This window comes from Shinella daejeonensis, assembly GCF_024281235.1.
GTDB classification, from domain to species: Bacteria; Pseudomonadota; Alphaproteobacteria; order Rhizobiales; family Rhizobiaceae; genus Shinella; species Shinella daejeonensis.
Window position 1 is genome coordinate 63,600 of record NZ_JAHWXY010000005.1, and the last position, 23,522, is coordinate 87,121.

Here is a 23,522-nt window from a genome sequence, read left to right on the forward strand (position 1 = left end):
CGCGAGGCTCTTGCTTGCGTGACACTTTTCAGCCCGTGGGGCGATAGGGTCGCTCGGCGGCCACCGGCTTTGCAGAGCTGCCATTCAGGGCGGCAAGGAAGCTCTCGAGCCAGGCCCTGGCGTCCTGCCGGACGACATGTTCGAAAAGCGTGGCGTGGCGGCGGCGGCGCTCCTCCAGCGGCATGGTGAGCGCGATATGAAGCTGCCGCGCCATGTCGTCCGTATCGTAAGGGTTGACGATCAGCGCATCCTGCATCTCCTCCGCCGCGCCGGCAAATTTCGACAGCACCAGCACGCCCGGATCTTCGGGATCCTGAGCCGCGACATATTCCTTGGCCACGAGATTCATGCCGTCCCGCAGCGGCGTGATGAAGCCGACATGGCTGCCGCGGAAAAGCGGCGCGAGCTTGCGCCGGGACACCGAGCGGTGGATGTAGCGGATCGGCGTCCAGTTGAAATCGGCAAAACGGCCGTTGATCGATCCCGACAGGGTCTCCAGTTCGGTTCGGATATCCGAATAGGCGTCGACTTCCTCGCGGGTGGGTGGCGCAATTTGCAGAAAGCTGACCGCCTTTTCCATTTCCGGATGCTGTTCGAGAAGCTGTCCGAAGGCCTTGAAACGCTCGGGCAGCCCCTTGGAATAGTCCAGCCTGTCCACCCCGATCACCTGACGACGGCCCAGCACGCGCTGACGGATAAGATCGATCTCCACATCCTCGTCGGCCTCGCGCGCCATGGCCGCGAAACCCGCCGCGTCGATACCGATCGGAAAGCGGTCGATCAGCACCGTCCGCCCTTTGAACCGGAAGCGGGTCTCGTCGACCTGATCGACCGGATTATGCTCGGCCAGATAGAGCTTCAGGTTCGCGGCATCGGTATGGCTCTGGAAGCCGACCACGTCGTAGTCGAGAAGGGCCTCCACCAGTTCCTCGTGATTGGGCGAGGCCGCAAGAAGATCGGGCGGCGGAAACGGAATATGGAGGAAGAAGCCGATCCGCTGGCGGCATCCGAGTTTGCGCAGGTAGCCGGCGAGCGGGATGAGATGATAGTCGTGGACCCAGATCAGATCGTCGTCTTCCAGAAACGGCAACAGCTGGCGCGCGAACGCCTCGTTGACGTGACTGTAGCTTGCGAAGAACGCCGGCCGATAGTCGACCAGATCGAGCCGGTAGTGAAAGAGCGGCCACAGCACGCTGTTGGCGTAGCCGAAATAGTAATCGGCCACATCCTCCGGCGAAAGCGGCGCGGCGACGCGCTTCACCTTGTCGATCATTTCGACCTGAGGCTCACCGCCCGTCACGCCGTCGGGCTCGCCGTTCCAGCCGAACCAGACGCCGCCCCGTTCCTTCAGGGCGTCCGCCAGTCCGACGGCAAGGCCGCCCGTCTGCGTCGTGGCGCGCAGATCGGCGACCCGATTGGAAACGATGACAAGCCGGTTCATGCGGACATCCCTCCCCCGAACGGGCCAACCGGATAGAAAGCCCGATCAATCGGCGTCCCTTCGAACTGTTCCGCTGCCGGGGACATTGCGCAGACCGCATTCTTTTTCATGAGCGGAGTGTTTTCCTCTTTTCAGAATTTCCATCAACAAGGCCGAACGCTCCCGCGCGGCGTTTGTTCCACCACGCAGGAGTTTATCGACCGGCATGTATCATGGCGCGGCGACCCGAAGGCTCCCCCCTCACTTCGCGAGCAGTCTTTCCAGCCAGACGGCAAGGGCGGCGGGATCGGCAAGACGGTGGCGCGCCCGCGTCTCGCCGGCGCCGATCTTGAGCGACAGCCCCCCTTGCGCGTTGACGAAGTCGAAGCCGTTCTCGTCGGTGACATCATCGCCGGCGAAAAACGGCCGGCGGCCCCGAAAAGGCGGCTCGGCCATGAACGCGGCAAGCGCGGACGCCTTGTCGCGGTCGCTGAGCTTCATCTCGACCACCTTCTTGCCGCAGACGAGATGGATACGGTTGTCCTCGCGGGCAAGCGCCTTTGCGAACCGCAGGCAATCCTCTTCCATCTCCGGTCGGCCGCGATAGTGCAAGGCCACCGATCCCGGCTTGACCTCGGCCAGCAGGCCGGGCGTCTTGCCGGCGAACGCGCTCACGGCTGCGCCGAGCCGCTGTTCGGCTTCGGTGTCGATAGCCACGCGGCGGATCTCTCCGTGAATGTCGCGGTGTTCAAGCCCATGCACGCCGGCAACGGGAAAGCGCAACGGCGTCAGCAGATGATCGAGCTGGGCAATGCTGCGCCCGGAGATTATGGCGAGAGCGCCCCCGGAGGCCTGTTGCAGCTTTTCCAGAAGCAGGAGCGTCCGGGACGGAACGGCCGCCTCCTCGGGATTGGAGACGATGGGCGCCAGCGTGCCGTCGAAATCGAGGAAGAAAGCAGTATCGTTCGGAACGGGATGATCGAGAGAGGAAAAGTCGGGTGAAGGCAAGGACACGCTCCGCAGTCTGTACCTCCGAAACGCTCACCACGCCCTGAAGTTCCCTCGCGCCGATAGCCGCCCCTAAAAAGACTTCGGCGGGGCTGTATTCGTCCCCGCCGAAACCGTCATGACAATGGCGAGCAGCCGCGCCGATCAGAGATCGGCGTCGTCTGCGCCCTCCACCAGAAGGTCGAAGGCATAGGGAGCAAAGCTCCGCCAGCATTCCACGCGATAATCATCCTCCCCGGTCCGGAAGAGTACGACTTCCGCCTTGCCGAGAACGGTGCGCGCCGCGGCGCCTGCCGGCAAACGGGTCAGGTCGAGCGGGCAGCCGACGGCAATCGCCGTCGCAGCTCCTGGCCCCGAAACGAGGATCGCCACGTTGCGGTGAGAAACATCGACCGCCGAATGCATGGCCGGGACAGCAGCGGCCAGCGCCATGAGGTCTGCGCCCGTTTCATCGATCAGCAGCCATTCATCCGGACCGATCCAGAGCCCGTGGCGACCACCGGCGGATGCGGCACCCTTCGGCCGGACCGGCAAATCCAGACCGAAAGCGGCCGAAAGCGCCGGAACGGCGTCCGCTCCCGCACGAAGCGAAAGCCGCGTTGCAGGAGCCGCCATGGAAATGCGGGCGGCGGCGGATCCGCCCTGACGGCCGGCAAGCGGCGGGCGGCGAAGGGTCTGATCAGCCATTGAGGCGCTCTCCATTCTTGTCGATGAACACCATGTCGCTGACCTCCACCGCGATGGTCCGGTCGGCGGTCGGCGCATATAGCGTCTGGCCCATGCGCGCCTGTCCACCGGCGATAAGCGCCATGGCGATGGAGCGGCCGCAGTTTTCCGACCAGTAGGACGAGGTCACATGCCCGAGCATCGTCATGGGTTTCGGCTCGTTCGGATCGGCGACGATCTGAGTGCCTTCCTCCAGCACCACGCCCGGATCCTTCGTCACCAGGCCGACGAGCTGCTTGCGCCCTTCTTTCACGAGATCCGGGCGCTTCAGGCCGCGAATGCCCACGAAATCCGCCTTCTTCTTCGAGACCGCCCAGGCCAGGCCGGCATCATAGGGGGTGACCGTACCGTCGGTGTCCTGCCCGACGATGATATAGCCCTTTTCCGCACGCAGCACATGCATGGTCTCGGTGCCATAGGCGCAAGCGCCGAGCGGCTCGGCCCGCGCCCAGACGGCTTCCCAGACCGCCTGTCCGTAATCGGCCGGTACGTTGATCTCATACCCAAGCTCGCCGGTGAACGACATGCGGAACAGCCGGGCGGGCACCCCGCAGACCGTCCCCTCCCGCACGCTCATATGCGGAAACGCTTCGTTCGAAATGTCGATCCCCTCGACGAGCGGCTCGATGATCTCGCGCGCCTTCGGCCCCTGAACGGCGATGACCGCCCATTGCTCGGTGGTCGATGTCAGCCAGACCCGCAGATGCGGGAATTCCGTCTGGAGATAGTCTTCCATATGGTTCATGACACGCGGCGCGCCGCCGGTCGTCGTGGTCACATGGAAGCGGTCCTCGGCGATGCGGCCGACGACGCCGTCGTCATAGACGTAGCCGTCCTCGCGCAGCATGATGCCATAGCGGCAACGGCCGGGCTTCAGCGTATCCCAGGCGTTCGTATACATGAGATTGAGGAATTCGGCCGCATCCGGACCGACCACCTCGATCTTGCCGAGCGTCGAGGCGTCGAAGACGCCTGCGGCATTGCGCACGGTGCGGCATTCGCGGTTGACCGCATCCTGCATGGTCTCGCCGGACCGGGGATAATACCAGGCGCGCTTCCAGTTGCCGACGTCCTCGAAGAGCGCACCCTGCGCCACTTCCCACTCATGCATCGGCGTCTTGCGCGCCGGGTCGAAGAGATCGCCGCGCGAATGGCTGATCAGCGTACCGAAGGTCACCGGCGTATAGGGCGAACGGAACGTGGTGAGTCCGATCTTCGGGATTTCCCGGTTCAGCACCTCCGAGGCGATGGCAAGGCCGTGGATGTTGGACAATTTGCCCTGGTCGGTCGCCATGCCGTTGGTGGTGAAACGCTTGATATGCTCGATCGAATGCATGCCCTCGCGCACGGCAAGGCGGATGTCCTTGGCGCAGACGTCGTTCTGGAAATCGACGAATGCCTTGACCGTTGTGTCGGCCCCTGCACCTTCGCCCGCACCGGCCATGCCGCCGGTCCATTCGAAGGCGTTCTCGCCGCGAAGCTCGACCTTGTCGCCGCCGTCGTAACCGGTGGCCCGCGCCATCAGTTCGCCGGCTGCAAGGCCTTCCTCGATGCTCGCCTGCAAGGCGTCGGTGCCGTTGCACGAGCCGACGGAAAGGCAATCCTGCGCATAGGCGCCCGGCAGGAAGCGGCCGCTTTCCGCATCATAGGCCACCTTGCCGCGGGATTGCGAAAACAGGTGGACGGACGGCGTCCAGCCGGCCGACATCAACAGGGCGTCGATCGCGATGGAGCGTCCCGAACCGCCGCCGTTGCGGGCAACCTTCATGGAGGAAACGCGACGGTGGCCCTTGGTGTCGACGACCGAATGGCCCGCCAGCACCTCGATGCCGAGCTTGCGGGCTTCCGCCACAACCGCCTCGCCCGGCTTTTCCCGGTTGTCGACGATAGCCGCGATGGCGACGCCCGCCCGCTTGAGATCGAAGGCCGCCTCATAGGCCGAATCGCTTGCCGTATAGACACCGATCCTGCGGCCGACAGCCACCCCGAAATGGTTGAGATAGGTGCGCGCGGCGGAGGCGAGCATGATGCCGGGCCGGTCGTTGTTGGCGAAGACCATGTGGCGCTCGATGGAGCCGGTCGCCAGAATAACGCGCCTGGCGCGCACCTGCCACAGCCGTTCGCGCGGCAGCTTCCTCTCCGGCCGCGCAAGGTGATCGGTCACCCGTTCGACGAGGCCGACGAAATTGTGGTTATAATAGCCAAACGCCGTCGTGCGGGAAAGAACGGTGACATTCTCCATGGCGGCAAGCCGCGCCGTCGTGGCCTGGGCCCATTCGTAGCCCGGCTGACCGTCGATGGTGACGGAACCGTCGAAATGCAGCGCGCCGCCCGCTTCGGGTTGCTCGTCGCAGAGGATGACGCGCGCACCCGTTCCGGCGGCGGCAAGAGCCGCGGAAAGGCCGGCGACCCCCGCCCCCACCACCAGCACGTCGCAAAAGGCGAAACGGCCGGCGTAACGATCGGGATCGGCTTCCGTCGGCGCGACCCCGAGACCGGCCGCATGGCGGATGACGGGCTCATAGAGCTTGTCCCAGGCGGCCTTCGGCCACATGAAGGTCTTGTAATAAAAGCCGGCGGCGAAAAGGGGCGAGAGAAGATTGTTGACGCCACCCACGTCGAAAGCCAGCGACGGCCAGCGGTTCTGCGAGGAGACGATCATGCCGTCGAAAACTTCCTGCACGGTGGCGCGCACGTTCGGCTGCCGGCGGGCCTTGTCGCGGGCGACATCGATCAGGGCGTTCGGCTCTTCCGCACCGGCGGAAAGAATGCCGCGCGGACGGTGGTATTTGAACGACCGTCCGACGAGATGCACGCCGTTGGCGATGAGCGCGGAAGCGACGGTATCGCCTTCCAGAGCTTCATAGCTCCTTCCGTCGAAGGTAAAGCGCGCCGTTCTGGCGGGTGTCAGGCGACCCTGACCGGCAATGCGATTGGCGCCGCTCATTTCGCGGTTCCTTCCGTGGTTTCATCGATCTGGGCTGGCGGTTCGGCCAACTGCGCGCTGGCGGGGCTCGCGCCGGATAGCGCCGGTTTCGGTTCGCCGGTCTTGTAGCTCGCGAGGAACCGGTCGCTCACGGTGTCGCGAGCGGCGTTGAAGAAGCGGCCGCAACCATGGATATGGCGCCAGCGTTCGTAAATCACGCCCTTCGGGTTGTCGCGCAGGAAGAAGAATTCCTCGAATTCCTCGTCGCTGATATCCGCCATATTGGTGGGGCGGACGATATGCGCATCGCCGCCGTGGCGGAACTCCAGTTCGGAGCGGTCTTCCTCGCAATAGGGGCAATAGATGAGAAGCATCGGATCTCTCCTGTCCCGCCCGGCTGCCGGCGGCGGGAATGAACGGGTTAGTGCGCCACCGCCGCAGCGGCGGCCTCGTCGATCAGGCGACCGGTGCGGAAACGGTCGAGCGTCAGCCCTGCCGCCAGCCTGTGCGGTTCGCCCTTGGCGATCAGATGGGCGAGAAGATGCGCCGATCCCGGCGTCGCCTTGAAACCGCCGGTGCCCCAGCCGCAGTTGACGAAGAGATTCTTCACCGGCGTCACGCCCTGGATCGCCGAGCGATCCGGGGTATTGTCCGTGATGCCGCCCCATTGCCGCATCATCTTCACCCTGCGGAACATCGGGAAAAGCTCGCAGATGGCGTCGAGCGTATGGGTGACGATCTGCAAGCCGCCGTTTTGCGAATAGGAGTTGTACTGGTCGGTGCCCGCACCGATGACCAGCTCGCCCTTGTCCGACTGCGAGATATAGGCATGCACCGAATTGGACATGACCACGCAGGGGAAGATCGGCTTCATCGGTTCGGAGACGAGCGCCTGAAGCGGCGTGGAATGCAGCGGCATCCGTACGTCCGCCATCGCCATGATGACCGAGTTGTGGCCGGAGGCGGAGACGGCGATCTTCTTCGCGCCGATGAAGCCCTTGGTCGTCTCGACGCCGGAAACCGAGCCGTCCGGCCCGCGGCGGATGCCCTTGACCTCGCAGTTCTGGATGACATGAACGCCACGGTCGGAGGCCGCGCGGGCATAGCCCCAGGCCACCGCGTCGTGCCGCGCCGTGCCGCCGCGTCGCTGCAACGTCGCACCGTTGATCGGATAACGGGCGGTCGCCGCGATATCGAGCGGCGGGCAATAGGCCTTGGCCTGCTCGGGCGTCAGCCATTCGTTGTCGATGCCGTGCAGGCGGTTGGCGTGAATGTGCCGCTGGAAGGACTGCTTGTCGTTGATATTGTGCGAAAGCATCATCACGCCGCGCGGCGAATACATGACATTGTAGTTGAGATCCTGCGACAGCCCTTCCCAGAGCTTCAGCGAGTGCTCGTAGATGTTCATGCTCTCGTCATAGAGATAGTTCGAGCGGATGATGGTCGTGTTGCGGCCGGTATTGCCGCCGCCGAGCCAGCCCTTCTCGATCACCGCGACATTGGTGATCCCGTGTTCCTTGGCGAGATAATAGGCCGCGCCCAGGCCGTGCCCGCCGCCGCCGACGATGATGACATCGTATTCCTTGCGGGGTTCGGGAGAGGTCCATTGCGCCTCCCATCCCTTATGGCCGCGCATCGCCTCGCGTGCGACGGCGAAAATCGAATATTTGCGCATCCCTTGTCCTTAAGGTCTCGCCGGCCCGCGGCCGGCTGGTTTCCATGGGCGATAGAAAGCAAATCCTACATTGCCGCGCCATAACCAATGCGACGCATTCAGTCTCCCCTTGTAACACATGCGACATGCCCCGGCGGCAAGGTTCCGTGAAAGGAACGGCGACCGGAAAATATCCGCCGGATCGGCGCGAGAAACGCTGGACTCGACATGGTCGATCTGATATCGGACGCGCCAATCGCCAAGCCTGTCGGGTTGGGTGAACGTGACCCATTTGCCTGGCGGCCTCACAGATTCGCACGGCTTACAACACAACTGAACAAAGGAACGGGATTCTCGTGCAGGTACTTGTCCGCGACAACAACGTTGATCAGGCTCTCCGCGCTCTCAAAAAGAAGATGCAGCGCGAAGGTATTTTCCGCGAAATGAAGATGCGCGACTATTATGAGAAGCCGTCGCAGCGGCGCGCGCGCGAAAAGGCCGAGGCGGTCCGTCGCGTTCGCAAGCTGGCACGCAAGCGCGCCCAGCGCGAAGGCCTTATCGGCGGACGTCCTGGCGCCCGTTGATCGGTCGTTTTTTCGACGTTTTCGGATGCAAAACCGGGCGGGGGCGATTTGATCGCCACCCGCCTTTTTGTTATGACGCCGGGGTACGGTCGCCTTCACCGAAAAGGGCAAAGCGACCAGTTTGAGGACGACATTTGGATATGGCAGCACTTTCCGGGATTTCCACCGAACGTTCGACCCCCTCGTTCGCGCCGGGAAAGTTGTGGCGTCCCTTCGCCGCCGCGGCCCTGACCGCCTGCATGGCGGGGCTGATCGCCGGCTGCCAGACGGCTGCACCTTCGAGCGATGTGCTCAAGGTCGAGCAGGCGCAGGGATCGCAGGAAAACATCGCCTCCCTGTCGTCTGTGATTTCCGCCAATCCGCAGGATCCCGAAGGCTATAATGTCCGCGGCTCCGCCTATGGCCGCGCCGGCCAGTCACGCCGCGCGCTTGAGGACTTCAACAAGGCGATCTCGCTCAACCCGCGTTTTTATCAGGCCTATGCCAATCGCGCGCTGGTGCAGCGCAGTCTCGGCAGCCAGGCGGAGGCGCTGGCCGACTACAACATGGCGTTGCAGATCAATCCACGCTACGACGTCGCCTATATCGGCCGGGGCAACCTCTATCGCCAGGCCGGGCAACTCGATGAAGCGTTCCGCGATTTCAACCGCGCGATCGAACTGGATACCACCGATCCCCGCGCCTACCACAATCGCGGTCTGATCCAGCAGGCGCGAAGGCAGCATGCCCAGGCCATCGAGGATTTCTCCAAGGCCATCTCATTGTCCGCGAACTCGCCCGAGCCCTATAACGGACGCGGCCTTTCCTATGCCGCACTGGGCGACGACGACAATGCCTTCTCGGATTTCAACACCGCCATCTCGCTGAACAACAAGATCGCCGAATCCTGGGCCAATCAGGCGCTGATCTACGAGCGACGCGGCGACATGACGCGCGCCGCCCGCTCCTATTCGCAGGCGCAGCGGCTTGATCCCAATTACAAGCCGGCCAAGGACGGCCTTGCCCGCACGCGCGGCAAGACGGCCTGATCCTTCAACGCAACCGATCGTTCCCGAAAGCGCCCTCCCCCGCGTGCCAATGCGGGGGGATTGCCTATCGGATTTCCCGCCCCAGCGACTGGAGCCTGGTGAACGCCTCATAGCGCCGGGCGTGCAGCGCGGCGATCCCGCCAGCGGCCGGTTCGTAGCGGCGGTCAACGGCGGAAAGAGCGGCCATCGCCGCCCGTACGTCCGCGAATGCGCCGGCCGCCACGCTGCCGAGGATGGCAGCCCCGAGCAACACGGGCTCCTCGCAAGCCGTCGAAAGCACCGGCTTGCCGGTGGCGTCGGCCAGCAACTGGCGAATCAGATCCAGCTGGCCCGCCCCGCCGCTGATAGCGATCGTATCGACCGGCGCACCGGCCTTTTCCTGCGTTTCGACGATCTGCCTGAGACCGTAGCCGATACCGCAGAGCCCGGCGATATAAAGCGCAACGAGATTATCGATATCGCGCTCCATGCCGAGGCCGGCGACGATGGCGCGCGCCTGCGGATCGGCGAAGGGCGCGCGATTACCGAGGAATTCGGGAACGACGTGCAAGCCCTCGGCAAGCGCCGCCACCCCTGAAAGGGTCGTAGCCTTCTGCGTGGCGAGCCCGGCGAGCAGGAGCGTCAGCGGCACTTTCTCCGTCTTCGCCCGCGCCTCGGCCTCCGCCGCAGCCGGGTGGAAGGACAGCAATTGATCGATCGCGGCCCCCGCCGCCGACTGGCCGCCCTCGTTGAGCCACATGCCCGGAACCATCGCCGAATAATAGGGACCCCAGACACCCGGCACGAACACCGGCTCGCGCGTGGAGGTCATCGTGCACGACGAGGTGCCGAAGACATAACCGAGCGTATTCTCAGGCGGCCCGTCCACCCCGACAGTTCCGATCCCGCCCGCATGGGCGTCGATCATGCCGGCGGCGACGGGTGTACCCGCCGCTAGCCCGAGTTCGCCCGCTGCCGCCTCGGTCAGACCGGCGCCAAGTGCGGCGCCCGGCTCGACGACTGTCTGGCCGATGCGGGCAAATCCCTCGTCCGCGAGAATCCCGAGACCGACGGCATGGAAATAGGCGGGATCCCACCGCTTCTCATGGGCGAGATACGTCCATTTGCAGGTCACCGTGCAGGTCGAACGCGAAAGGTCGCCGGTGGCGCGCCAGGTGAGAAAGTCGGCAAGGTCGAAAAACTGCCAGGCGGCATCGAAGACCTGCGGCCGGTTTTCCCGCAGCCAGAGAAGCTTCGGCGTCTCCATTTCCGGCGAAATCCGGCCGCCGACATAGCGCAGGACGGCGTGTCCGCCGGCATTGATCCGCTCGGCCTGCTCCACCGCGCGGTGATCCATCCAGACGATGATATCGCGCGCGGGATCTTCCGAAGGGCCGACCGGCAGGGACGCGCCGTCCGGCCCCAGAACGACGAGCGAACAGGTTGCATCGAAGCCGAGACCGGCGACCCTTGCCGGATCGATCTCCGCGCTCGCGACCGCATCGCGGACGGCGTCGCAGACGGCGGACCAGATCTGCGTGCTCGACTGCTCGACGATGGACCCTGCCTCCCGGAACAGCGCGATGTCGCGTTTGGCCGATGCCAGCATCCGTCCGGTGGAATCGAAGACCCCGGCCCGGGCGCTGCCGGTTCCGACATCGACGCCGATGAAATAGCCTTCGCCACGCACGGGGCGTGCGGAAACGGAATTGGTCATGGTTTTACCGCCTGCACTTAAGGATGTTGTCGGCGCGCGGCGTCATGCCGCCCGCCCGGCCCGGCTCACAGGTCGACGCTGTTGGGCAGAATCACCAGATCGCGAACCGTGACATTGCGCGGCCGCGTCAGCATGAAGAGCACCGCATCGGCGACTTCCTTCGGCTGCATCAGGCTGCCGTTGGCGAGCGCCTCATCCATCTTCTCCTTCGGCCAGTCGTCGAGAAGAGCCGTGACCACTGGCCCCGGCAAGACCGCGCCGACACGCACACCGTGCTGCGCCACCTGCCGCCGGGTACTGTGCACGAAGGCCTGCACCGCGAATTTCGAAGCCGTATAGATCGGCTCCCATACGACGGGAACGACACCGGCGATCGAACTGGTGAAGAGGATATCCCCCGTCTTCTTTTCGATCATATGGGGCAGCACCGCATGGACGGTGCGGAAGGCCGCGTTGATATTGAGGTTCAGCATGCGGTCCCAGGCGTCCGGATCGCCCTCCGCCACCGCGCCGCCGATATAGGCGCCGGCGTTGGCATGGAAGATGTCGAGCCCGCCGGCGATGTCGAGGATACGCGGCAACATGCCGGAAACCTCGGCCGGCTTCAGGAGATCGACGACGAGCGGCAGGGCGTTCGGGCCGAGTTCCCGGCAAAGCTGTTCCAGCCTGTCCTGCGCCCGATCGACGAGCACGACCTTCGCGCCCTCACCGATGAGGGTCCGCGCGCATTCGAGACCGATGCCGGAGGCGGCGCCGGTTATGGCGGCAATCTTGCCTTTCATGAGGTCAGCCATATTCAAAACTCCATTCCGGTATCTGTCAGGCGCGGCCGTGGCTGACACGGGAGCGACGGGCAAGCGAATCGACGATGACCGCGATGGCGAGGACGCCGCCGGTGATCATATAGCGCAGAGACGAACTCAGGTTCAGCAGCGTGAGGCCGTTGGAGATCGCCTGGATGACGATGATGCCGAGCAGTGCCGAATAGGCGCTGCCGCGCCCGCCGAAAAGGCTGGTGCCGCCGATGACCGCCGCGGCGATCGCATTGAGATTGACGTCGCCCGCGCCGGCCTGCTGGCTGGACGAGGCGAGCCGTGACGCCGAGAGAACGCCGCCCAGCGCCGCCAGCGTCGAACACAGCACGAAGGCGCTGGTGTAGATACGGCGGACATTGATGCCGGAACGTCGCGCGGCCTCCTTGTTGCCGCCGACGGCGAACATCGAGCGGCCCCATTTGGTGCGGGTCAGCGCATAATTGAGCACCACCGCCAGTCCGACGAAAAGCGCGAACATCCACGGAACGCCCCGGCCGAGATTGAGATAGAAGACCGCGATTTCCAGCGCGATCGTCAGCACGGCGGCCTTGAGGATCAAGGCCCGCATCGGCTGGGCGGAAAGATTTGCCGCGAGGCGCTGGCGGCGGGTGCGTATACCCTTGCCGACCATGATCAGTCCCGGCAAAAGCACCAGCGTATGCGACAGCCAGTCGGGCATGATCTGGATCTGGCCGAAACGGACAAGCGAGGAGGCATAGGGCAGATTGATGGAGCCGGACGGCCCGAGAATATAAAGCTGCATGCCGAGCAGCGCCAGCAAGCCGGCCAGTGTCGCCACGAAGCTCGGCATGCCGAGCCGGTTGTAAAGGGCCGCATAGAGCAGGCCGACGCAAACGCCGGACAATAGCGCCGCAAGGATCGCGCCGGCGACCGGCCAGCCCGTGTTGACCCAAAGCACGCCGACGATGGCGGAGGCGAGCCCGCTCATCGAGCCGACGGAAAGGTCGATCTCGCCGAGCACCAGCACGCAGACGATGCCGAGTGCGATGACGCCGACGGTCGCGCAGTCGAACAGCAGGTTCACCAGGTTGTTGGGCGCGAGGAAGACGGGATTGAGGGTCGAGAAGACAACCGAAATGACGACAAGGCCAACGGCGACCGGCAGCATTCCCAGATCGCCGGAACGCACCCGGAGGAAGAAACCCTTCGCCATGGCGGCAAGACTGTCGTCGTGACGGACCCGCTCATCGCTGCGGTCGAGCGTCGGCTGCGGAGTGCCGGAAGGATTCTGGTTCATGGGGCTCCTCCATTGTTATCGTGGGCATGGCCGGCCTTGCGCTCCAGCCGACGCGACACAGAATTGTCCGTCGCGCCCGTGATGGCCGAGACAAGCTCCTGACTGGAGGAATCGGGCAGGAAAACGCCGTTGTTCCGCCCGAGCCGAAGCACGACGATACGGTCGGCGACAGCGCGTACATCTTCCATATTGTGGCTGATGATGATCACCCCGAGGCCGCGTTCGCGCACCCGTTCGATCAGGTTCAGCACCTCCGCCGTCTGCGCGACGCCGAGCGCCGCGGTCGGCTCGTCCAGCATGATCACCTTGGGATCGAGCAACAGCGAGCGGGCGATGGCGACCGTCTGGCGCTGGCCGCCGGAAAGCGAGGCCACGGGCTCGCGGACGGAGGGGATGCGCGCGGCAAGCTCGCGCAGGAGCGTCCAGGCCCGCACCTCCATGGCGACCTCGTCCAGCGCCCAGGGGGTCAATTCGTGACCGAGAAAGAGGTTGGCGACCACGTCGAGGTTTTCGCACAGCGCCAGATCCTGGAACACGGTGGCGATGCCGAGTTCCAGCGCCTTTGCCGGATTATCGAGCGACACCGGCTTGCCGCAGAACTCGATGCTGCCGGCGGAAGGCTGGTGCACGCCGGCAAGCACCTTGACCAGCGTCGATTTGCCGGCGCCGTTGTCGCCGACCAGCGCAACCACTTCGCCCGGGTTCACGTCGAGTTCGATATCCGTCAAGGCGGATACGGCGCCGAAATTCTTGGAGATGCCGCGAAGACGCAGCACCGGCTCCCGTTCCGCGGAAGCGCTTTGAAGCGTGGCTGTCATATCCACCGACCTTTTCAACTGAGCGGGATGCCCGGCCGTGCGAGAGCGGCCGGGCACGGGAATGACATCAGTTGATGATGCCCAGCTTTTTGCAGCCGTCAGCATATTCGCCGGTGCAGACTTCGTCAGGCGTGTTGATGCCCTTGTCGAAGATCTCGGCCTTGATGTTTTCCGCCGTGACCACCGCCGGGACGAAGAGCTGCGAGGGCGTGTCGTAAAGCGTATGGGTCGCCTCCGGCGTTTCGCCCTTCAGCAATTGCACGGCGACGTTCGCCGCCGCGGCCGCGACGATTTCGGAAGGCTTGGAGATCGTGTTGTACTGATCGCCCGAAATGATGAGCTGGAGCGCCGCGATGGTCGCGTCATTGCCGGTGACAGGCGGCATCTCCTTGACGCCGGCCGCCTTCAGCGCCGCGATGGCGCCGCCTGCGGTGCCGTCATTGGCGGCGACGATCCCCTTGATCTCGTCGCCGAAACGAGTGATCTGGCCGGCTGCCCATTCCTGCGCCTTCGGCGGCGCCCAGTCCGGCGTGTCGAACTCGGCCAAGGTCTTGTAGGCCGATGCGTCGAGCGCGGAATCGATGCCGTCGCGGATGAGACCGGCGGCCGCATCGGTCGGCGAGCCGTTGATCTGCAACACGCCGGAACCATCCGGCACGCCCGTTGCCTTCAGATGATCGACGAGCGATTGCGCAATGGCCCGGCCAATGCCCTCATTGTCGAAGGAAACATAATAGTCGGCCGGCTTGTCGGGGATCGGACGGTCATAGGCGATGACCTTGACGTCCTGCGACTGGGCGATCTCGACCAGAGCGGCGGCGGCCGCGGAATCGACCGGATCAAGCACGACGATCTTCGCGCCCTGGGCGATGACCGAGTTGAACTGCTGCTGTTGCAGCGCCACATCCGCATTGGCGTTCTGGTAGATGACCGTGCAGCTTGCGCAGAGTTTTTCCATCTCGGCCTTGAAGCCCGGATAGTCGTGCTGCTCATAGCGGGTCGAAGCCTGGTCAGGCATCAGGAAGGCGACGGTCGCGGCATCCTGCGCCATCGCCGCACCGCCGAGCGACACGGCCAGGCCGGTCGTGGCGAGCAAATAGGTAAGCGTCTTCATTGGTTTCCTCCACAAACGATTTAGGCCGGCGCGTTGCGCTTTCGAAAGATGACGTCCAGACCGGATTGGCGTTCGCCCTGTCTCCACAGGACCGATGAGATCGCCCGTCGCAGCTTGCGCCACCACGTCGTCCACTCCGCTTTCCGATCCGACTCCTCCCTGAGTCAGCTTCGCTATGCTGGCGACTTCATCGATTGAGCAAGACTGCTCAATCGATGAAGCAGAATTGCCACTTATCGCCATTGGTGTCAAGGTGACGCGCGAAAGCGGAGAGTAAGTAGTGAAACGTGCGACCCAGGCGAAAAGAACGACAATCTACGATCTGGCGGAACTGGCCGGCACCTCCGCCAGCGCGGTCAGCGCCGTGCTCAACGGGAACTGGAGGAAGCGGCGCATCAGCAGCCAGCTTGCCGAGCGTATCACCCGCCTTGCCGAGGAACAGGGCTATGCCCTCAACATGCAGGCAAGCGTGCTGCGCCGCGAGCGCTCCAAGATCATCGGGATGATCGTGCCCAAATACGACAACCGGTATTTTGGCTCGATCGTCGAGCAATTCGAGACGCTGGCGCGCAAGAGGGGACTGTTTCCCATCGTCACCTGCACCCGGCGCGACCCGGAACTGGAGATCGAGGCGGCGCGCGCCATGCTGTCCTATCAGGTCGATTGCCTGATCGCGACCGGCGCGACCGATCCGGACCGCATCGGCGACTTATGCGGCGCAGCCGGCGTGCGGACCGTCAATCTGGATCTGCCAGGCTCGTGCGCGCCCTCGGTGATCTCCGACAATTTCGGCGGCGCGCTGGAATTGACGCGCCGGGTGCTGGCCAATTGTGAAAAGGAATTCGGCGAACGCTTCCCGCTTCTGTTCATCGGCGGGCGCGGTACGGACCACAATACGTCGGAACGTATCCGTGGCTTTCGCGCCGCCCATGCCGAGGCGAACGTCGAAGTCGACGAGACCCTTATCCTGCCTTGCGGCTACGCGCCGGAAAAGGCGGAAAGCGCCATGCAGCAGCTTGCCGAAGGCGGCCCTGCCCTGCCGCGAGGCATGTTCGTCAACTCCACCATCTCGCTGGAAGGCGTCATGCGCTGGGTCCGCCGGTCCGGCCATTATGCCAAGGGCGTGCCGCACCTCGGCTGCTTCGACTGGGACCCCTTCGTGGCGATGCTCGGCGACCATATCGAAATGGTCCGCCAGGACGTGCCGGGCATGCTTCACGCGGTATTCGAGATTATCGATTCGGGAACCGCGGAGCCGAAAGTCGTGCACATTCCGCCCATCGTCGAAAAAATCGGCTGAGCGGCGACCGGCTTTTCCGGACAGGCTTTTCCCTGATCGCAGCAGTTATCCTGGTCGGCCTGTGACGGCGCGCCGAACGGAGCGTCACGGATTGAAGGAGAGCCGTGACCAGCCCAAAGCCGACGAATGGCGGGGGCCGGCCACGCAAGTCATCCGTCAGCCGGCCCGGCGCGCGATGACGCGCTTCTTCGGACCCGGGATCAGGCCTTCCCGCTGCGCTTTCTTCCGGGCGGCCTTCCGCGCACGGCGGATCGCCTCAGCCTTTTCGCGGGCGCGCCGCTCAGAAGGCTTCTCGTAGCTCCGGCGCATCTTCATCTCCCGGAAGGTGCCTTCGCGCTGCAACTTCTTCTTCAGAACACGAAGAGCCTGATCGACATTGTTGTCCTTGACGAATACCTGCAAATCAATTCTCCAATCTATTGAAAGCTCATGGTCTTTCAAGTTCGACGCCATGAAGGCGCCATGTTTTCGAAACCGTCTCGTGCGTTGCTCCCATCTGTCCGGCAACAACAAAAAGGCCGGGAGCGGAACCCGGCCGTCCTTCAGCACCGTTCAGCCACATCCCCAATGCCGTGCCGTTTCCAACGAAGCCGTTTCTATCGCCAACGACTCGTCTTTCGCAGAACTGTCCGTCGGCACAGGCCACTCACCGCCCAAGAATTAGGACGATGACGGAAGGCTTATGACAACCTTCTCTCAAATCGAACGGAGAGGAAGCCAAATTCTTTCGCGCCATAACGAGAATGGCGGAAATTCTGATCGACCGGGCGCGACGTGGATGAAGGTCTTGAAGCAAGGTTCGATAGGGTCAATTTATGCCGCCATCGTATCTTTATCAAGCGCCATGTTCACAAAAGACGGACATCATCGCCGGAACAGGCGTCTTACCGCCGGATTTACAACCGGATTACACGGAATATCTCAACCGTCCCGCGACCAGGAACATGCGACGGGCGCAAACAGGCCCTCGATGCGCTCAGTGGCCGCTTCGGGAGGAAGCCACCGCCAGAAACGCACAAAGCATGACCGCGGAGGCAGCTATGGCGGCGACGAGAATCACCTGCACGAACCCGAAAGCCAGGCCGGCGGCGACCAATGCCGCGACAAACAACAGGATCGGCACTGCGACCGGCGTTGAAGAAGAAATCGAACCCATCTGATCACTCCTTTTGCAGACGTGAAAGCACGACCGACATATAGGATGGCCGAGGGCGCTCCGCTTTGCGGCATATCGCCACCTTGGCGATAGCGCGGCTTCCTATCGCGATACGGCTACGGCCAGCCCGCTGAGGATCACGAGAGCCACGAGAAGAGAGACAAGATAGGGAACCACGGCGCGGAAAAGGGCCGTGGCGGAGACGCGGGTCACACCGCTGACCACGAAAATCAACATACCGACAGGCGGGGTCAGGCCGTGGATCATCAGGTTCACCACCAGGATGACGCCAAAATGGATGGGGTCGATCCCCGCCGCCACGGCGGCCGGCAGCAGGATCGGGCCGAAAAGCAGGATGGCCGCCCCGATATCGAGCACCAGTCCCGCCACGAAGAGGATGAGATTGGAGAGAAGCAGCACGGCCAGCGCGCTGCCGCCCAGCAGCATCACGAAATTCGAGACGATGCCCGACACATCATCGACGGCAAGCAGGAAGGCGAAGGGACCGGCCGCGCCGATCAGCAGGCCGATGGCCGCCGCCTCGACCGCCGACTGGCGGAATGCACCCAGCGTGCGCTCCGCGCCGATCCGGCCGTAAAGGCCGAGAACCAGCGTATAAAGCGCGGCGAGTGCGGCCGCCTCGGTCGTCGTGACGATGCCGATGCGGATGCCGACCACCACGATCACCCCCAGACCGAACGCGGGGATCGCGGAAATCGCGGCTTTCCGGCGCTCGGGAGCCTTTGCCCGCGGGTGCGTCTTCACGTCCCCGACCGTCAGATGAATGGCGACGGCAAGGCAGAGCGCCATTACCGCGCCCGCAAAGAAGCCGCCGACCAGCAGCGATCCGACGGAAAGATTGGTCGCCGCCGCAAGAATGAGGAAGGCGATCGACGGCGGGATGATATTGTCGAGAACCGAGGTGGCGGCGATGATCGCCCCGGCCTGGGGCGGCGGATAGCCGTGCCGGACCAGTTCCGGCTGAAAGGTCGCCGCGCCGAAGGCCGCGTTGGCGACCGAAGACCCGGATGCGCCGGAAAGCAGCACGCTCGTCAGCAGGGTGGTTTGCGCCAGACCGGCACGGCGATGGCCGACCATCGCCGCGGCGAAGCGGACCAGCCGGTTCGCCACGCCGGATTCCGTCAATAGTGCGCCGACAAGCAGGAAGAAGGGGATCGCCAGCAACAGGAATTTCGACATGCCGGTGACCGTCGAGGAGACGATGGCAGGTTCCGGCAGGGTGCTTCCGAAAGCGATCGCCACATAGGCGGCGGCAAGGAAGGCATGGGCCAGCGGCGCCGCCAGCAGAAGGCCGAGCGCCGCCACAAGACCCAGGAAGAAACTCGCGGGCAGGGTGTTGTCGATAAAGACTTCCGGCAGGCCGAAATAGGTTCCGGCCGCAAGGAGAAGCGACAGCAGGGCGGCAACACCCCTCCCCTCCACCAGCCTTTGCAGGAACAGATAGACGAGGATCAGGCCTCCGCCGATACCGAGAAAACTGAACCGCACCCATTCCGGCAGGCCCAGCGTCGGCGAAACGCCGCCGAGCATGGCGGCGATCTCGACGCCACCGAACAGGAGAATGAAGGCGGCGACGAAGGAGAAGGCGTCGGCGAATATTTCCGCCGCACGCTTCGGACGTGATGGCAGCAACCGGACGAAAACATCGAGCCGCATCGCCAACGCGCTCTTGAGGCTGAGAGGCGCGCCGACAGCGATCATCGCGACATGCAGCCAGATGCCCAGGTCTTCCGCGCCGATAAAGCCGGTGCTGAAGGCATAGCGCAGGACGACGCCGGCGAGCACCACCATCAGCAGCGCAGCCAGCAACCCTGCCGCCAGAAAGCCGAGCACCGCATCGAGACCACCGAGCACCGACACCGCCACGCCGCGCAGACCGGGCGATGATTGTCTCATGATATCCCGGCTTACGGTCACGTCGTCGTCTCCAAGCGCTCAAGCCCCGGATCGGACCGATCGGGAGCCGCCGCCCAGCGGCGCTACAAGCCCTTTTCGCCGAAACGGCAGGATTATGCCAGCAACGGCAGGGTGAACGCCGGGAGATTCGCTCATCCGGCGCATCCCCGCCTGTCCCGCCGCCACCCATTTTTACAGCGTCAGGCCGCAAGCGCGGCCACACGAACGCGGGTCGGATCGCTTCCATATCGCGCAGGCTTCCATCAGCCGGAGAATGAATCGGGAGCACAAGCGGCAATTTCGCGATTCATTCGTTTGACATTCGATTCATTTTCGTTTTAACTCATAATGCTTTCGCACACGCAATATCTTTGTGCAGTGCGATGCGGGAGGGGCACTTGAACGACAGCGCGGTCCACGACATCTTCGTCATCGGTGGCGGCATCAACGGTTGCGGCATCGCGCGCGATGCGGCGGGGCGCGGCTATTCGGTCGTCCTGGCGGAGATGAAGGATCTCGCGGCCGGCACATCCTCGGCATCGACGAAGCTCATCCACGGGGGCTTGCGCTACCTCGAACACTACGAATTCCGGCTGGTGCGAGAGGCGCTCATGGAGCGCGAGGTGCTCTGGACGATGGCCCCCCACGTCATCTGGCCGATGCGTTTCGTGCTGCCTTTTCACAAGGGCGGGCCGCGGCCGGCCTGGCTCATTCGCCTCGGCCTGTTCCTCTACGACCACATCGGCGGACGCAAGCTCCTGCCGCCGACACGGACCCTCGATCTCACCCGCGATCCGGCTGGCGGACCGCTGAAACCCCTCTTCGGCAAGGCATTCGAATATTCCGACGGCTGGGTGGACGACGCCCGGCTGGTGGTGCTCAACGCGCGCGATGCAAGCCGGCGCGGCGCGGATATCCGGATCGGCGCGCGCGTCACCTCCGCCCGGCGGGAAAATGGTCACTGGACCATCGAAACCCGGCAGGGGGACGCCGCACCGAAATCGACGGTGCGCGCCCGCATGCTGGTGAACGCGGCCGGCCCTTGGGTCGACAGCATTCTCGTCGACGTACTCGGCCTCAACGACACGCACAATGTCCGCCTCGTGCAGGGCAGCCATATCGTCGTGCGGCAGAAGTTCGCCGACCCACGCGCCTATTTCTTCCAGAATCCGGACGGGCGTATCATCTTCGCCATTCCCTATCAGGAGGAATTCACGCTCATCGGCACCACCGACAGCGATTACCGGGGCGACCCCGGCGAGGTGGCGATCAGCGACGAGGAGATCGATTATCTCTGCCGTTCCGCCAGCGATTATTTCGCCGCGCCGGTGACGCGCGAGGACATCGTCTGGTGTTATTCCGGGGTGCGTCCCCTCTACGACGACGGCGCGAGCAAGGCGCAGGAAGCCACGCGCGACTATGTGCTCAAAATGGAGGCCGACGGCGGCAAGGCGCCGCTGCTCAACGTCTTCGGCGGCAAGTTGACGACCTACCGCCGGTTGGCGGAACATGCCCTTGAACATATCGGCGAGGCGATCGGCCCGAAGGGCGGCAGTTGGACGGCCGGCTCCCATCTTCCGGGCGGCAACTTCCCGGTCGAGGGCTTCGACGCGCTGGTGCGCGCGCTGGCCGAGCGTTACCCGTTTCTCGCGCCCCCCCACGTCCGGCGGATGGCGCGGCTCTACGGCACCGACGCCACGGCGATCCTCGCCGATGCGAAAAACCCCGCCGATCTCGGCCGTTATTTCGGCGGCGACCTCTATGAGGTGGAAATCCGCTGGCTAATGAGGGAAGAATGGGCACGTCACGCTGAAGACGTGCTGTGGCGGCGCACGAAACAGGGCCTGCATCTTTCGAAAGAAGAGGCCCGCACGCTGGAGGATTTCATGATTACGGTGCCACGGCACTAGCGCCGATCCGATGGCTGGGAGGAACGTTGGAGACATGAATGCTTGAACTCAGGAACATCACGAAGGCGGTGGGTGGCGAAACGCACATCCATCCCACGAGCCTCGTGCTGGAGCGCGGTTCGCTGAACGTATTGCTCGGCCCGACGCTGTCGGGCAAGACCACGCTAATGCGGTTGATGGCCGGCCTGGACCGCCCGACCTCCGGCTCGGTCTGGTTCGACGGCAAGGATGTGACGGGACAGCGCGTTCAGGATCGCAGCGTCGCCATGGTCTATCAGCAATTCATCAATTATCCGGCGCTGACCGTCTACGAGAACATCGCCTCGCCCCTGCGCCTGAAAAGGACGGATGCCGCAGACATCGACCGCGAAGTACGCGAGGCGGCGGACCTGCTCAAACTCACGCCTTATCTCGACCGTACGCCGCTCAATCTCTCCGGCGGCCAGCAACAGCGCACGGCGCTCGCCCGCGCTATCGTCAAGCGCGCCAGTCTGGTGCTGCTCGACGAACCGCTCGCCAACCTCGACTACAAGCTGCGCGAGGAACTGCGGGAGGAGTTGCCGAGGCTCTTCGCCGAGGCCGGGGCGATCTTCGTTTACGCCACGACCGAACCTTCGGAGGCCTTGCTTCTCGGCGGCAATACGGCGACGCTTTCGAAAGGCCGGATCACCCAGTTCGGCCCGACGATCGACGTCTATCGCCGGCCGGTCGATCTGCTGACGGCCCGCACCTTCGCCGACCCGCCGCTCAATACGATAGCGGTCGTCAAACAGGACGGCCGCTTCATCATCGAAGGCGTGCCCGTGCTGCCGGTGCCCGCCCATCTGTCCGCTATGGCGGATGGTCCCGCCACCGTCGCCTTCCAGCCGCATCATCTGGCGCTCACCGGCAGCGGCGAAAATACGGCGGCGCTTTCCGTGCGCACCGCGATTTCGGAGATCGCCGGATCGGAAAGTTTCGTTCATGTGGAATTCGCCGGCACCCGCTGGGTCATGCTGGTTCCCGGCATCCACAACATCGAGCCCGACAGCGACATCACCGTGCATGTCGACACGCGCCACCTGATGGCGTTCGACGAAGCCGGCCGGTCGGTCGGCGGACCGGCGGGCTGAGGAGGAGACATGGCCAGAATCGACCTTGAACATATCCGTCACGCCTACGGCGAAAAGCCAGCATCGGCGGCGGATTACGCCCTGAAGGAAGTCCATCACGAATGGAGCGACGGCGGCGCCTATGCGCTGCTCGGGCCTTCCGGATGCGGCAAGACCACGCTGCTCAATATCATCTCCGGCCTGCTGCAACCCTCGGAAGGACGCATCCTTTTCGACGGCAAGGACGTGACCGACCTGCCGACGCAGGAACGCAATATCGCGCAGGTCTTCCAGTTCCCGGTGATCTACGACACGATGACCGTCTATGACAATCTCGCCTTCCCCTTGCGCAACCGCAAGGTTCCGGAAGCCGATGTCGACCGGCGCGTGCGCGAGATCATCGAGATGATCGGTCTTGGCGACTGGGCCAGGCGCAAGGCGCGTGGTCTCACGGCGGACCAGAAGCAGAAAATCTCGCTTGGCCGCGGCCTCGTACGCTCCGACGTCAACGCCATTCTCTTCGACGAGCCGCTGACCGTCATCGATCCGCATATGAAATGGCAGTTGCGCTCGCAGCTGAAGAAGCTGCACCGGCAGTTCGGCTTCACCATGGTCTATGTCACGCACGACCAGACCGAGGCGCTGACCTTCGCCGACAAGGTCGTGGTGATGTACGACGGCGAGATCGTGCAGATCGGCACGCCGGCGGAACTGTTCGAACGGCCGAGCCACACCTTCGTCGGCTATTTCATCGGCTCCCCGGGCATGAACGTGCTGCCGGTCGCGATCGACGGCAGCCGGGCGCGCATCGGCGAGACCGAGATCGTGCTCGACCATGCGCCGGCTATCGCCGCAGGCGCCAAAACCGAACTGGGCATCCGGCCGGAATTCGTGCGGCTCGGCCGGGACGGCACGCCGGTGCGCATCGCCAAGATCGAGGATATCGGTCGTCAGAAGATCGTGCGGGCCGAATTTTCAGGCCAGTCGATCGCCATCGTCATACCGGAGGACGGCGAGATTCCCGCAGAGCCCCGTGTTACCTTCGATCCGGCCGCCGTCAATATCTATGCCAATTCCTGGCGCGTCGGCGGGGAGGGCTGA

20 protein-coding genes are annotated in these 23,522 nt (G+C 64.1%); 6 read left to right on the forward strand and 14 right to left on the reverse strand.

Annotated elements, in window-relative coordinates; all coding sequences use genetic code 11:
• Positions 1 to 28 precede the first annotated feature (28 nt).
• The 6 genes from KYK29_RS14420 to KYK29_RS14445 all read right to left on the reverse strand — a co-directional run bounded on the left by KYK29_RS14420 (position 29) and on the right by KYK29_RS14445 (position 7,755).
• The gene (locus tag KYK29_RS14420) at positions 29 to 1,441 is read right to left on the reverse strand and encodes an alpha,alpha-trehalose-phosphate synthase (UDP-forming) (protein ID WP_254691604.1); all 1,413 of its coding nucleotides are present in this window, start codon (positions 1,439 to 1,441) and stop codon (positions 29 to 31) included.
• 240 nt (positions 1,442 to 1,681) lie between these two features.
• Positions 1,682 to 2,428 (reverse strand): trehalose-phosphatase, encoded by a 747-nt coding sequence (gene otsB, locus KYK29_RS14425; RefSeq protein ID WP_254691605.1) that lies wholly within the window; start codon positions 2,426 to 2,428, stop codon positions 1,682 to 1,684.
• A gap of 144 nt (positions 2,429 to 2,572) precedes the next feature.
• Positions 2,573 to 3,115, reverse strand: coding sequence for a sarcosine oxidase subunit gamma (locus KYK29_RS14430; protein WP_254691606.1), 543 nt, complete (start codon positions 3,113 to 3,115; stop codon positions 2,573 to 2,575).
• Positions 3,108 to 6,101, reverse strand: coding sequence for a sarcosine oxidase subunit alpha (locus tag KYK29_RS14435; protein WP_254691607.1), 2,994 nt, complete (start codon positions 6,099 to 6,101; stop codon positions 3,108 to 3,110). The genes KYK29_RS14430 and KYK29_RS14435 overlap by 8 nt, the downstream gene beginning before the upstream one ends.
• Positions 6,098 to 6,454 carry a sarcosine oxidase subunit delta family protein gene (locus KYK29_RS14440; RefSeq protein WP_254691608.1) on the reverse strand — a complete coding sequence of 119 codons (357 nt, stop codon included), beginning with the start codon at positions 6,452 to 6,454 and terminating at the stop codon, positions 6,098 to 6,100. The genes KYK29_RS14435 and KYK29_RS14440 overlap by 4 nt, the downstream gene beginning before the upstream one ends.
• Before the next feature lie 47 nt (positions 6,455 to 6,501).
• Positions 6,502 to 7,755 (reverse strand): sarcosine oxidase subunit beta family protein, encoded by a 1,254-nt coding sequence (locus KYK29_RS14445; protein ID WP_254691609.1) that lies wholly within the window; start codon positions 7,753 to 7,755, stop codon positions 6,502 to 6,504.
• Positions 7,756 to 8,090: 335 nt separating this feature from the next.
• Between KYK29_RS14445 and rpsU (KYK29_RS14450) the strand changes: the two genes are divergently transcribed.
• A complete protein-coding gene (gene rpsU / locus KYK29_RS14450; protein WP_254691610.1) occupies positions 8,091 to 8,318 on the forward strand; it encodes a 30S ribosomal protein S21 in 228 nt (75 codons plus the stop codon).
• 140 nt (positions 8,319 to 8,458) lie between these two features.
• Positions 8,459 to 9,346: a tetratricopeptide repeat protein gene (locus tag KYK29_RS14455; protein ID WP_254691611.1), complete on the forward strand. Its 888-nt coding sequence runs from the start codon at positions 8,459 to 8,461 to the stop codon at positions 9,344 to 9,346.
• A gap of 64 nt (positions 9,347 to 9,410) precedes the next feature.
• On the opposite strand, the gene KYK29_RS14460 is transcribed toward KYK29_RS14455, so the two are convergent.
• From KYK29_RS14460 to KYK29_RS14480, 5 genes are all read right to left on the reverse strand, one after another.
• Positions 9,411 to 11,042: an FGGY-family carbohydrate kinase gene (locus tag KYK29_RS14460; protein ID WP_254691612.1), complete on the reverse strand. Its 1,632-nt coding sequence runs from the start codon at positions 11,040 to 11,042 to the stop codon at positions 9,411 to 9,413.
• Between the two features lie 65 nt (positions 11,043 to 11,107).
• Complete coding sequence (locus tag KYK29_RS14465) at positions 11,108 to 11,836, reverse strand: SDR family oxidoreductase (RefSeq protein WP_254691613.1); 729 nt, start codon at positions 11,834 to 11,836, stop codon at positions 11,108 to 11,110.
• Positions 11,837 to 11,861: 25 nt separating this feature from the next.
• Positions 11,862 to 13,115, reverse strand: coding sequence for a sugar ABC transporter permease (locus KYK29_RS14470; protein WP_254691614.1), 1,254 nt, complete (start codon positions 13,113 to 13,115; stop codon positions 11,862 to 11,864).
• Positions 13,112 to 13,933 (reverse strand): ATP-binding cassette domain-containing protein, encoded by an 822-nt coding sequence (locus KYK29_RS14475; RefSeq protein WP_254691615.1) that lies wholly within the window; start codon positions 13,931 to 13,933, stop codon positions 13,112 to 13,114. Before KYK29_RS14475 ends, KYK29_RS14470 begins: the two co-directional genes overlap by 4 nt.
• 67 nt (positions 13,934 to 14,000) lie before the next feature.
• Positions 14,001 to 15,047, reverse strand: coding sequence for an ABC transporter substrate-binding protein (locus KYK29_RS14480; RefSeq protein ID WP_254691616.1), 1,047 nt, complete (start codon positions 15,045 to 15,047; stop codon positions 14,001 to 14,003).
• A gap of 280 nt (positions 15,048 to 15,327) precedes the next feature.
• Between KYK29_RS14480 and KYK29_RS14485 the strand changes: the two genes are divergently transcribed.
• Positions 15,328 to 16,347, forward strand: coding sequence for a LacI family DNA-binding transcriptional regulator (locus KYK29_RS14485; protein ID WP_254691617.1), 1,020 nt, complete (start codon positions 15,328 to 15,330; stop codon positions 16,345 to 16,347).
• Between the two features lie 156 nt (positions 16,348 to 16,503).
• Here KYK29_RS14485 and rpsU (KYK29_RS14490) read toward each other — a convergent pair whose 3' ends face one another.
• The 3 genes from rpsU (KYK29_RS14490) to KYK29_RS14500 all read right to left on the reverse strand — a co-directional run bounded on the left by rpsU (KYK29_RS14490) (position 16,504) and on the right by KYK29_RS14500 (position 19,420).
• A complete protein-coding gene (gene rpsU, locus KYK29_RS14490) occupies positions 16,504 to 16,749 on the reverse strand; it encodes a 30S ribosomal protein S21 (protein WP_254691720.1) in 246 nt (81 codons plus the stop codon).
• Between the two features lie 574 nt (positions 16,750 to 17,323).
• Entirely contained in the window at positions 17,324 to 17,503 is a 180-nt protein-coding gene (locus KYK29_RS14495; protein WP_254691618.1) for a hypothetical protein, read from the reverse strand.
• 102 nt (positions 17,504 to 17,605) lie between these two features.
• Entirely contained in the window at positions 17,606 to 19,420 is a 1,815-nt protein-coding gene (locus KYK29_RS14500) for a TRAP transporter large permease (protein ID WP_254691619.1), read from the reverse strand.
• A gap of 398 nt (positions 19,421 to 19,818) precedes the next feature.
• On the opposite strand from KYK29_RS14500, the gene glpD reads away from it, so the two are divergent.
• From glpD to KYK29_RS14515, 3 genes are read left to right on the forward strand one after another with little or no spacing between them, the layout of a single operon-like run.
• Entirely contained in the window at positions 19,819 to 21,330 is a 1,512-nt protein-coding gene (gene glpD, locus KYK29_RS14505; RefSeq protein WP_254691620.1) for a glycerol-3-phosphate dehydrogenase, read from the forward strand.
• Between the two features lie 38 nt (positions 21,331 to 21,368).
• Positions 21,369 to 22,442, forward strand: coding sequence for an ABC transporter ATP-binding protein (locus KYK29_RS14510; protein WP_254691621.1), 1,074 nt, complete (start codon positions 21,369 to 21,371; stop codon positions 22,440 to 22,442).
• A gap of 9 nt (positions 22,443 to 22,451) precedes the next feature.
• Complete coding sequence (locus KYK29_RS14515) at positions 22,452 to 23,522, forward strand: ABC transporter ATP-binding protein (protein ID WP_254691622.1); 1,071 nt, start codon at positions 22,452 to 22,454, stop codon at positions 23,520 to 23,522.

Excerpts from the sequence above, each read along its gene's own strand:
- KYK29_RS14420 (WP_254691604.1), bottom strand. The coding sequence starts at position 1,441 with ATGAACCGGCTTGTCATCGTTTCCAATCGGGTCGCCGATCTGCGCGCC.
- KYK29_RS14430 (WP_254691606.1), bottom strand. The coding sequence starts at position 3,115 with ATGGCTGATCAGACCCTTCGCCGCCCGCCGCTTGCCGGCCGTCAGGGC.
- KYK29_RS14435 (WP_254691607.1), bottom strand. The coding sequence starts at position 6,101 with ATGAGCGGCGCCAATCGCATTGCCGGTCAGGGTCGCCTGACACCCGCC.
- KYK29_RS14440 (WP_254691608.1), bottom strand. The coding sequence starts at position 6,454 with ATGCTTCTCATCTATTGCCCCTATTGCGAGGAAGACCGCTCCGAACTG.
- KYK29_RS14445 (WP_254691609.1), bottom strand. The coding sequence starts at position 7,755 with ATGCGCAAATATTCGATTTTCGCCGTCGCACGCGAGGCGATGCGCGGC.
- KYK29_RS14455 (WP_254691611.1), top strand. The coding sequence starts at position 8,459 with ATGGCAGCACTTTCCGGGATTTCCACCGAACGTTCGACCCCCTCGTTC.
- KYK29_RS14460 (WP_254691612.1), bottom strand. The coding sequence starts at position 11,042 with ATGACCAATTCCGTTTCCGCACGCCCCGTGCGTGGCGAAGGCTATTTC.
- KYK29_RS14465 (WP_254691613.1), bottom strand. The coding sequence starts at position 11,836 with ATGGCTGACCTCATGAAAGGCAAGATTGCCGCCATAACCGGCGCCGCC.
- KYK29_RS14470 (WP_254691614.1), bottom strand. The coding sequence starts at position 13,115 with ATGAACCAGAATCCTTCCGGCACTCCGCAGCCGACGCTCGACCGCAGC.
- KYK29_RS14475 (WP_254691615.1), bottom strand. The coding sequence starts at position 13,933 with ATGACAGCCACGCTTCAAAGCGCTTCCGCGGAACGGGAGCCGGTGCTG.
- KYK29_RS14480 (WP_254691616.1), bottom strand. The coding sequence starts at position 15,047 with ATGAAGACGCTTACCTATTTGCTCGCCACGACCGGCCTGGCCGTGTCG.
- KYK29_RS14495 (WP_254691618.1), bottom strand. The coding sequence starts at position 17,503 with ATGGGTTCGATTTCTTCTTCAACGCCGGTCGCAGTGCCGATCCTGTTG.
- KYK29_RS14500 (WP_254691619.1), bottom strand. The coding sequence starts at position 19,420 with ATGAGACAATCATCGCCCGGTCTGCGCGGCGTGGCGGTGTCGGTGCTC.
- KYK29_RS14510 (WP_254691621.1), top strand. The coding sequence starts at position 21,369 with ATGCTTGAACTCAGGAACATCACGAAGGCGGTGGGTGGCGAAACGCAC.
- KYK29_RS14515 (WP_254691622.1), top strand. The coding sequence starts at position 22,452 with ATGGCCAGAATCGACCTTGAACATATCCGTCACGCCTACGGCGAAAAG.